The 798-nt window shown below is 41.1% G+C and carries 1 pseudogene; it reads left to right on the top strand.

The features are described from left to right. Nucleotides 1-71: 71 nt before the first annotated feature. Nucleotides 72-798 (top strand): annotated as a pseudogene (locus PAE54_RS12425) (IS3 family transposase); the annotation flags it as partial.

The raw sequence follows: 798 nt of genomic DNA, 5'->3' as shown, positions 1-798 counted from the left end.
TGATCCTAGCCAAAATAATGGACAGTTCATCCCTCTAAAGATAACGTAACGTTAACTTTGGAGATATAAAAATGGCTAAACGCTTTAGTCCAGAATTTAAGCAACAGGCAATTGATTATGCACTTTCAAACTCACATGAGCCTATCGCTGTAATCGCCCAGAAATTAGGTGTGGGTTATTCAACTTTAGACAAATGGATTCGTGAAACCAATCAGGCGGGTTCAAGCAAACGCCAACTTTCACCAGAACAGCAACGGATCTTAGAATTAGAGAAAGAAGTCAAACAGCTCAAGGAAGCCAATGACATCTTAAAAAAAGCGCATGTGTACTTTCTGACAGATCATGCCAAGAAAAGTACACGGTAATTCAAGATCTGGATGTGAATGAAGTCACTGTATCTTCTGCCTGTAAATGCCTGGGTGTCAGCACTTCAGGCTATTATGCCTGGCGAAAACGCCAGGCCAATACAGCGCAGAAATATAATGACTTAAAAGCCGTATATTGGCAGCATCATGCACGATTGGGTGCACCTTCATTGGTACATGACATGCATGATTTAGGTTACAGCATGAGCGAGCGAACCCTTGGAAGAATGCTTAAAAAGCTTGGTTTACGTAGCAGGATTGCACGTAAATACAAGTATACGACTGATTCAAATCATCGTTTGCCTACAGCACCAAATCTATTGGCGCGTCAATTTACAGTCATGCAGCCTAACAAAGTTTGGACAACTGATATTACCTATATCCGTACCAAGCAAGGTTGGTTGTATTTATGTGTGATGCTGGATCTATTTAG

Source organism: Acinetobacter minutum (assembly GCF_035916735.1).
Taxonomy (GTDB): domain Bacteria; phylum Pseudomonadota; class Gammaproteobacteria; order Pseudomonadales; family Moraxellaceae; genus Acinetobacter.
The sequence above is the reverse complement of the archived record's forward strand: the minus strand, read 5'-3'. Positions and strand labels throughout refer to the sequence as shown.